The sequence below is a fragment of the Streptococcus oralis genome, from assembly GCF_001588645.1.
GTDB lineage: Bacteria > Bacillota > Bacilli > Lactobacillales > Streptococcaceae > Streptococcus > Streptococcus oralis_AB.
In genome coordinates this window covers 1-299 of sequence record NZ_LAYF01000040.1, presented here as the reverse complement: position 1 = coordinate 299, position 299 = coordinate 1, and the positions used below count along the sequence as shown (strand labels likewise).

The 299-nt window shown below is 53.2% G+C and carries 1 pseudogene; it reads right to left on the bottom strand.

Going from position 1 to position 299, the window contains the following annotated elements:
- Positions 1–248, bottom strand: a pseudogene (locus tag A0739_RS10515) (T7SS effector LXG polymorphic toxin); the annotation flags it as partial.
- Positions 249–299: the final 51 nt, after the last annotated feature.

Below are 299 nucleotides of genomic sequence, written 5' to 3'. Positions count from 1 at the left end.
TGACCAGCCTCGTACATATTAGACAACCCATAGGCTGTTGTCCCAAAACCCACGATACCGCCTGCAACAACTAAAGGAGTCGCAGTTCCCAAGGTTCCTATAATTGCGAGAATACCAAACGCAACGGTCACCACACCAATCGCCAAGTCTTTCCAACCATTCTTGGCACGATCCTCCGCAGCCAAGGCCTCAAAACGGACCTTGTCTCGCTCCTGGGCAGCCTTCACGCGCTCAACGCGACTCTCCATCTGCTGGGTCGCCTGTTTGTAGGCTATCGCAAAGCGTTGAACAGACTTGAG